The sequence below is a fragment of the Kitasatospora sp. NPDC057512 genome, from assembly GCF_042802135.1.
GTDB lineage: Bacteria > Actinomycetota > Actinomycetes > Streptomycetales > Streptomycetaceae > Kitasatospora.
Window position 1 is genome coordinate 1 of sequence record NZ_JBHVET010000414.1, and the last position, 7,466, is coordinate 7,466.

The 7,466-nt window shown below is 72.8% G+C and carries 5 protein-coding genes; 2 read left to right on the forward strand and 3 right to left on the reverse strand.

Going from position 1 to position 7,466, the window contains the following annotated elements; genetic code table 11:
* Positions 1–43: 43 nt before the first annotated feature.
* Positions 44–301: an SCO4848 family membrane protein gene (locus ACFU6K_RS24625; protein WP_380666416.1), complete on the reverse strand. Its 258-nt coding sequence runs from the start codon at positions 299–301 to the stop codon at positions 44–46.
* Positions 302–437: 136 nt separating this feature from the next.
* Between ACFU6K_RS24625 and ACFU6K_RS24630 the strand changes: the two genes are divergently transcribed.
* Complete coding sequence (locus ACFU6K_RS24630; RefSeq protein WP_380666418.1) at positions 438–1,625, forward strand: D-alanyl-D-alanine carboxypeptidase family protein; 1,188 nt, start codon at positions 438–440, stop codon at positions 1,623–1,625.
* A gap of 27 nt (positions 1,626–1,652) precedes the next feature.
* Here ACFU6K_RS24630 and ACFU6K_RS24635 read toward each other — a convergent pair whose 3' ends face one another.
* Complete coding sequence (locus ACFU6K_RS24635; protein WP_380666420.1) at positions 1,653–2,666, reverse strand: YihY/virulence factor BrkB family protein; 1,014 nt, start codon at positions 2,664–2,666, stop codon at positions 1,653–1,655.
* A gap of 47 nt (positions 2,667–2,713) precedes the next feature.
* Positions 2,714–3,712: a glycosyltransferase family 2 protein gene (locus ACFU6K_RS24640; RefSeq protein ID WP_380666421.1), complete on the reverse strand. Its 999-nt coding sequence runs from the start codon at positions 3,710–3,712 to the stop codon at positions 2,714–2,716.
* A 134-nt stretch (positions 3,713–3,846) separates the two neighbouring features.
* On the opposite strand from ACFU6K_RS24640, the gene ACFU6K_RS24645 reads away from it, so the two are divergent.
* The gene (locus ACFU6K_RS24645; protein ID WP_380666423.1) at positions 3,847–7,419 is read left to right on the forward strand and encodes a CDP-glycerol glycerophosphotransferase family protein; all 3,573 of its coding nucleotides are present in this window, start codon (positions 3,847–3,849) and stop codon (positions 7,417–7,419) included.
* Positions 7,420–7,466 lie beyond the last annotated feature (47 nt).

Below are 7,466 nucleotides of genomic sequence, written 5' to 3' on the forward strand. Positions count from 1 at the left end.
ATCCTCGGATCGGGCGGGGGCCTCCGCGTTGCCGTCCGCCGGGTCAGTCGGTGGCCGGGGTGCGGCGGGTGGCGCGGAGGCCGCGCAGGCCGACGGTGCCGACGGCGATGCCGAGGGCGAAGGAGGTGACGGCGAGGAGGAGGTGGACCCAGAAGAAGGCGGTGGGCTGGGAGTGGTCGCCGTTGGTGAAGGCCTGGCCGCCGGAGTCCTTCCAGAGGTTCTTCACGAAGGTCGTCCAGATGATGATCGACCAGACCCCGAAGGCGGTCAGGAACCAGGAGGTGCGACGGCTGAGCTTCATGGGGGTCCTCGGCTTGTGAAGGCGGTGTGCGTCCCCAGTATGCGCGGGCCGCCGATCGGCGTACGGCGGGCCCCTCCTGCGGAGGACGGGCTCCGGGGGGAGGGCGGCGGGAGCCCCGAGTGGGTACGGTCAGCTGGTGCCCACACCCCGACTCACGTTCGCGCGCCTGTGCGCCGCGGTCACCGCGGCCCTCCCGGTCCTGCTCGCCGCCCCGGCGGGCGCGACCCCGCAGCAGCCGCCCCCGTCGGCCGCGGTCGGCGGCGAGCGGCTCGGGCTCCCCGGGGTCCAGGTCGCCCCGATGGCGGGTGCCCCGCCGCTGCCCTCCGACCTCACCGGCCAGTCCTGGATAGTCTCCGACGCGGCGTCGGGCGAGGTGCTGGCGGCCAGCAACCCGCACCTGCGGCTGCCCCCGGCGAGCACCCTGAAGATCCTCTTCGCGGACACCGTGCTGCCCAAGTTCGACCGCAACGCGGTGCACCGGGTGGCCGACGAGGAGATCCAGGGGATCGGCCCCGGCAGCAGCCTGGTCGGCATCAAGGAGAACCTGGACTACCGGGTCGAGGACCTGTGGCGCGGGGTGTTCCTGAGCTCGGGCAACGACGCGGTGCACGTCCTGTCGCACATGAACGGCGGCGTCCAGCAGACCGTCACCGAGATGCAGGCGCGCGCCGACGCGCTCCAGGCCCGGGACACCAGGGTGATCTCCCCGGACGGCTACGACATGGACGGCCAGGTCTCCTCGGCCTACGACCTGTCGCTGTTCGCCCGGGCCGGCCTGCGCAACGCGGACTTCCGGACGTACTGCGCCACCCGGGACGCGATGTTCCCGGGCGCCGTCGACCGGAACACCGGCCAGCGCGGCAGCTTCGGGATCGCCAACACCGACCGGCTGCTGGGCAAGTACCCGGGCCTGATCGGGGTGAAGAACGGCACCACCACCAACGCCGGCTCGACCTTCGTCGGCGCCGCCGAGCGCGACGGCCGCACCCTGCTGGTGACGGTGATGCACCCGGCGAGCTACCAGCGGGTGTACGACGAGACCGCCGCCCTGCTGGACTGGGGCTTCGCCGCGGCCGGCAAGGTCCAGCCGGTCGGCAGGCTGGTCGACGAGCTCCCGCCCGGCGGCGCCGAGCCGACCGGCCAGGCCGGCGGCTCCGAGGGCACGCCCGCACCGCCGCCGCACCCCGCGGCCACCACCGCCCCGACGGCGGCGCTGGGCACGCGCGGCGGGCTCGGCCTCGGCGGCTGGTCGGCCGTGGTGCTGGCCGGGGCCGCGGCCGGGTACGGCGCGCTGGTGCTGCTGCGGCGCCGCTCCGCCGGCTGACCCGCCGACGGGTGGGAGGGCTCGGCCTCAGTCCCGGGGCCGGGCCTTCCCCTCGCCCTCGCCCTCCCCGCGCTCCTGCTCCTTCTTCCTCTGCTCGGCCCGGGCGGCCCGCTCCGCCGCGTCCGCCTCCGCCGCGGCCTCCGCCTCGTCGGCCGCCTCCAGCAGCGCCCGCCCGTGCGCCCTGGTCCGGTCCCGGGCGGCCACCGGGTCGGCCGTCGCCGTCCAGGCCACGCAGTACATCAGCAGCCGGGAGACGAAGTTGATCCACAGCAGCAGCGCCACCGGGGTGGCGAACGCCCCGTACAGGCTCCGTCCGGCGACCGAGCCCAGGTAGGAGGCGAGCAGCAGCTTCAGCAGCTCGAAGCCGACCGAGCCGATCAGCGCGGCCTGCACCAGGTCCCGCCGGCGCTGCTCGGTGATCCCGGGGAAGGGCGCCAGCAGGTAGGCGAAGAGCAGCATGTCGCACGCTATGGCGATCAGCACGCCGACCGTGGTCAGCAGGTATCCGCTGGTGAGGCCGATCGCGTCGGCGATCCGGCCGGCCAGCGTGGTGCCGGCGGCGGAGGTGGCCAGCGAGAACAGCGACACCAGGCCGAGGCCGGCCAGCACCGCCACGTCCCACCCCTTGCGCAGGACCGGGTTGCCCTCCTCCTGGGGCAGCTGCCACAGGTCGCGGATCGAGGTGCGCATGGTGTCCACCCAGCCGAGGCCGGAGACCAGCAGCAGCGCCCCGCCGACCAGTCCGACGGTGCCCGCGTTGGCCACCAGGGCGGGCAGGTTGAGCGCGTCCGAGAGCCCCGGCAGCTGGTCGGAGATGTGCTCCTGCAGCTCGTGGACCCGGCTGTCGCTCAGCGTCGCGGCGGCGACCGCCAGGCCCACCGTGAGCAGCGGGAAGAGCGCGAGGAAGCCGAAGAAGGTGACGGCGCCGGCCAGCCGGTTGCCCCGGGCGGCGGAGAAGTACTCGTACACCCGGTACGGGCGGCTGCGCAGCACCCGGGCCACGAGCGGGCCGACGACCGGCAGGCGGGTCAGGAAGTCCACCTACCGGTTATAGCCGGTCCGTCCCCCGAACGGGCGTCGGTTCGCGCTCAGCGCTTGACGAGTCGCCGGGCCTTGGCGAGGGCGCGGACGGCCTGGTAGGCGCCGTAGCGGCCGTGGCTGAGCAGCTCGGTGCGCACGCCGTCCACACCGGCCGGCGGCCGGTAGCCGGCCGGCCGCAGCCGGGCGCAGTGCTCGGCGGCCCGGCGGAAGTACTCCCGGCGGTCGCCGGACGGGACCCGGCCGGGCTTGGAGACCACGGTGTTGAGGTGGTGCAGCATCCGGCCGTAGACGACCGGGCGCCAGCGGTCCAGGTCGGGGCGGCGGTCGAGGAAGGCGAAGACCAGGTCGTACTGGGCGAACACGTCGAAGTGCTTGCGGCTGGCGGTGGCCAGGATGTTGCCGCCCTCCTGGCGCTGGCGGTAGTGCACGCCGACCTGGTCGAGCAGGGTGATCCGGGCGGCGGCGAGCAGCGCCGGGTACGTCCAGGGGGTGTCCTCGTAGTAGCCGGCCGGGAAGACCAGCCGCTGCTCGGTGACGAAGTCGCGGCGGTAGGCCTTGTTCCAGACGACCTGGAGCAGGTCGAGCAGGTCGGGGCGGGCGTCGAGGTCGAAGACGTCCGGGGAGGCCGCGCCGAAGACGTGCGCGGAGGCGGCCCGGGTGATCCGGCCGTCGGCGTAGGTGCGGGCGTAGTCGTAAACCAGGATGTCCGGGTCACCCGTGGCGGTGAGCCGCTCGTCGACGCTCTTCAGCAATCCGGGGGTCAGTGTGTCGTCGCTGTCGAGGAAGATCACGTAGTCCCCGGTGGCGACCTCCAGGCCGGCGTTGCGGGCCCGGCCGAGGCCGACGTTCTCCGGCAGGTGCAGCACCCGGACCCGGGCGTCGGCGGCGGCGGCCCCGTCCAGGATCGCGCCGCAGCCGTCCGGGGAGCGGTCGTCCACCGCGATCAGTTCGACGTCCGGGCCGTCCTGGCCGAGCACCGAATCGAGGCACTCGGCGAGGTAGTCCTGGACCTGGTACACGGGGACGATCACGCTGAAACGGGACACGGACCCAGCGTAGTGGTCCCCGGGTGGGCAAGGTCCCCGGAGGTAGGATCGGGGGCGCACGTACGCACCGATCCAAGTGCGGTCAGACCCCGTACGGGCTGCCACGCTCCTCCAGAGAAAGGCCTGCGTAGCCGATGGCTCCCCGCCTCTCCATCGTCGTCCCGATCTACAACGTCGAGCGCTACCTCGTCGAATGCCTCGACTCGATCGCCGCCCAGACCTTCACGGACTTCGAGTGCGTCATGGTCGACGACGGTTCGAAGGACGGCAGCGCGGCGCTCGCCGAGGCGTACGCGGCCGAGGACTCCCGGTTCCGGCTGGTCCGGCAGGTGAACAAGGGCCTCGGCGCGGCCCGCAACACCGGCATCCGGCACATCGACCCGGACTCCGAGTTCCTGTGCTTCGTGGACAGCGACGACTCGATGCCGCCGAGCGCGTACGAGCTGATGATCAACACGCTGGACGAGACCGGCTCGGACTTCTGCACCGGCAACGTGCTGCGCTTCCGCGCCGTGGGCTACTACCAGTCCGGCGGCCACCTGAAGCCGTTCAAGGAGACCAGGCTCAAGACCCACATCACCGAGGTCCCGGCGCTGGTCACCGACCGCACCGCGTGGAACAAGGTGTACCGCCGCTCGTTCTTCGACGCGGCCGGCCTGCTGTACCCCGAGGGCATCCTCTACGAGGACGCGCCGGTCAGCGTGCCGCACCACTACCTGGCCAAGAGCGTGGACGTGCTCTCCGAGCCGATCTACCACTGGCGCGAGCGCGAGGTCGGCGAGATGTCGATCACGCAGATGCGCACCAACCCCAGGGGCCTGATCGACCGGGTCGCCTCGGTCGAGCTGGTCCGCGCCTGGCTGATGAAGCAGACCGAGCCGCGCTTCGCCGAGTACCTGCGCTCCTACGACGAGAACACCCTCGTCGAGGAGATCCCGATGTTCTTCTCGTCCCTCGTCGAAGGGGACAAGGAGTACCGGGACGCCTACCTCCAGCACGTCGGCCGGCTGCTCCGGGCGATCGGCGCCGAGCACGTCGCCAGGCTGCGCGCACCGCTGCGGCTGAAGTACCACCTGACCCTGTCGGGCCGGATGGACGAGCTGGTCGAGCAGATCACGTACGAGCGCGAGAGCGGCGGCGGCGTCCAGGCCCGCGGCCTGCTGCGCCCGTACGCCGACTACCCGTTCCTGCGCGGCGGGCGCAAGAGCGTGCCGGCCGGGGTGCTCAAGCTGGACAACTCGCTGGTGATCCGCAGCCGGCTGTACCGCAGCGCCTGGGAGGACGGGAAGCTCCGGCTGACCGGGCACGCGTACCCGGAGCAGCTGGGCGCGGCCGGCAAGCACGACATGGTCCGCACCCTGGTGCTGCGCGAGGCCAAGGGCCGCCGGGTCATCGCGGTGCCGATGAGGACGACGTACAGCCCCGAGGCCACCGCGAGCTGCCATCACGACCTGTACAGCTGCGACTGGTCCGGCTTCACCGTGGCCATAGACCCGAAGAAGCTGAAGCACCGCGGCCAGTGGAAGGACGGCAACTGGCGCGTCCTGGTGGCCGGCGCGGGCAAGGGCGGGGTCTACAAGGGCCGGATCTCGGCCGGGTGGAGCGACAGCGCGCTGTACCTCCCGTCGCACTGGGTCGAGCCGGACGTGCGGATCGTGCCGTGGATCCGGGACAACTTCGTCTACCTCCGGGTGGAGACGGTCAAGGCCCGGGTGACCGGTCTGGCCGCCCACGGCGACCGGCTGGAGGTCTCGGGCGCGGCCCGCTCCGGCCCGAGCTTCGCCGGGGCGCGGCTGCGGCTCACCCACACCGAGTCGGACCGCCAGCTGACCTTCCCGCTGGAGCTGGGTGCCCCGGTCGGCTCGCTCCAGCCGTTCACCGCGGCCTTCCCGGTCGCCGAGCTGACCGCCGTCCGCGAGGCCTGGGCCGAGCTGGACCCGGTGGCCGCCGAGCGCAGCCGCGACCACTGGGACGGCGCGCTGCTGCTGGCCGACGGCAGCACCGTCCAGCTGGCCTGGGACGACCGCAACGCGCCCGAGCGGCTGCACCTGGCGCTGAACCCGCAGGCCCCGGTCGCCGAGCGCCGGGCGCTCTACTCCAAGCCCTCCCCCAACGGGCACCTCCAGTTCACCGACCAGGTGCTCCAGCCGCTGGTGGACGAGGTGTCCTCGCGCGGCGCCGACGGCTTCCTGCTGAGCGGCTCGTTCCCGCTGCCCGGCGCGCACCGCTGGGAGCTGGTGGTCCGTCACGAGTGGCGCGAGGAGGAGCACGCCTACCCGGTGGAGATCTCCGACGGCCGCTTCCGCACCGCGCTGCCCGCCGTGCCGACGGCCTCCTTCGCCGGCCGGGTGCCGCTCTCCCGGGGCACCTGGAACGTCGTCTTCCGCCCGGTCGGCGTGCCGGTGCCCGAACTGCCGGACGCCGCCGCGCTGGTGACCCCGGACTGCTTCGACGTCCTGCCGGTCGAGGTGGAGTCCCGCGGCAAGCGGATAGTGCTGGAGCGCCGCGACCACGACGCCCTGTCGTTGGAGTCGCACTCGGTCCTGCTGCCCGAGGAGCGGGCCGGCTACCGCCAGCGCCAGCTGCAGAGCGTGGACTACCCGGCCGCCCGCCGGCTGCCGGTGCGCGACACGGTGCTGTACCACACCGGCAAGTACGGCACGTACTCCGGTTCGCCCCGGGCGGTGCACGAGGAGCTGGTCCGCCGCGGCCTGTCGCTGGAGCACCTGTGGGGCAACGACGACATGCAGGCCGAGCTGCCGCAGAGCGCGACCGCGCTCCGCTACCGCAGCCCGGAGTGGTACGAGGCGCTGGCCACCGCCAAGTACGTCGTGGCCAGCACCCACCTGCCCGACTTCTTCGTCCGCCGCCCGGACCAGGTGGTCGTCCAGACCTGGCACGGCACCCCGCTGAAGCAGATCGGCTTCGACTTCGAGAAGGTCTGGTTCACCGACTCCAAGTACCTCAAGAGCCTGGCCCGGGAAGTCCCGAACTGGAGCCTGCTGGTGGCCGGCAACCGCTGGTCGGCCCCGGTGCTGCGGCGCGCCTTCGACTTCAAGGGCGAGATCCTGGAGAGCGGTTCGCCCCGCAACGACCTGCTGTTCGCGACCGACCGGGAGAAGACCGCCGAGCAGGTCCGGGAGCGGCTCGGCCTGCCCGAGGGCAAGAAGGTCGTGCTCTACGCGCCGACCTGGCGCGAGGACCGGCGCCGGCCGCAGGGCGGCTACCAGATCGACCTGCGGATCGACCTGGCGGCGGCCAAGGCCGCGCTCGGCGACGACCAGGTGCTGCTGGTGCGCCGGCACCACCTGATGTGCGGCCAGATCCCGGGCGCCGGCAACGGCTACATCTGGGACGTGGGCACCTATCCCGACATGGCGGAGCTGCTGCTGATCGCCGACGTCCTGGTGACCGACTACTCGGCGAGCGCGTTCGACTTCGCGTCGACCGGCAAGCCGATCGTGTTCTTCACCCACGACCTGGAGCACTACCGGGACAACCTGCGCGGCTTCAGCCTGAACTTCGAGGCCGAGGCGCCCGGCCCGATGCCGGCCACCTCCGAGGAACTCCTCTCGGTGCTCGGCCGGGTGGACGAGGTCGCGGCGGAGTACGCGGACCGGGCCGCCGCGTTCCGCGAGGCGTACTGCGACCTGGACGACGGCAAGGCCTCCGCCCGGGTGGTCGACGCGATGCTCCGCAAGGAATAGCCCCCGCGCACGATCCGGCGGGCGCCCGGCACCGATCGGTGCCGGGC

Bases quoted from the DNA above. Each gene is read 5' to 3' on its own strand.
- ACFU6K_RS24645 (WP_380666423.1), top strand. From the start codon at position 3,847: ATGGCTCCCCGCCTCTCCATCGTCGTCCCGATCTACAACGTCGAGCGC.
- ACFU6K_RS24625 (WP_380666416.1), bottom strand. From the start codon at position 301: ATGAAGCTCAGCCGTCGCACCTCCTGGTTCCTGACCGCCTTCGGGGTC.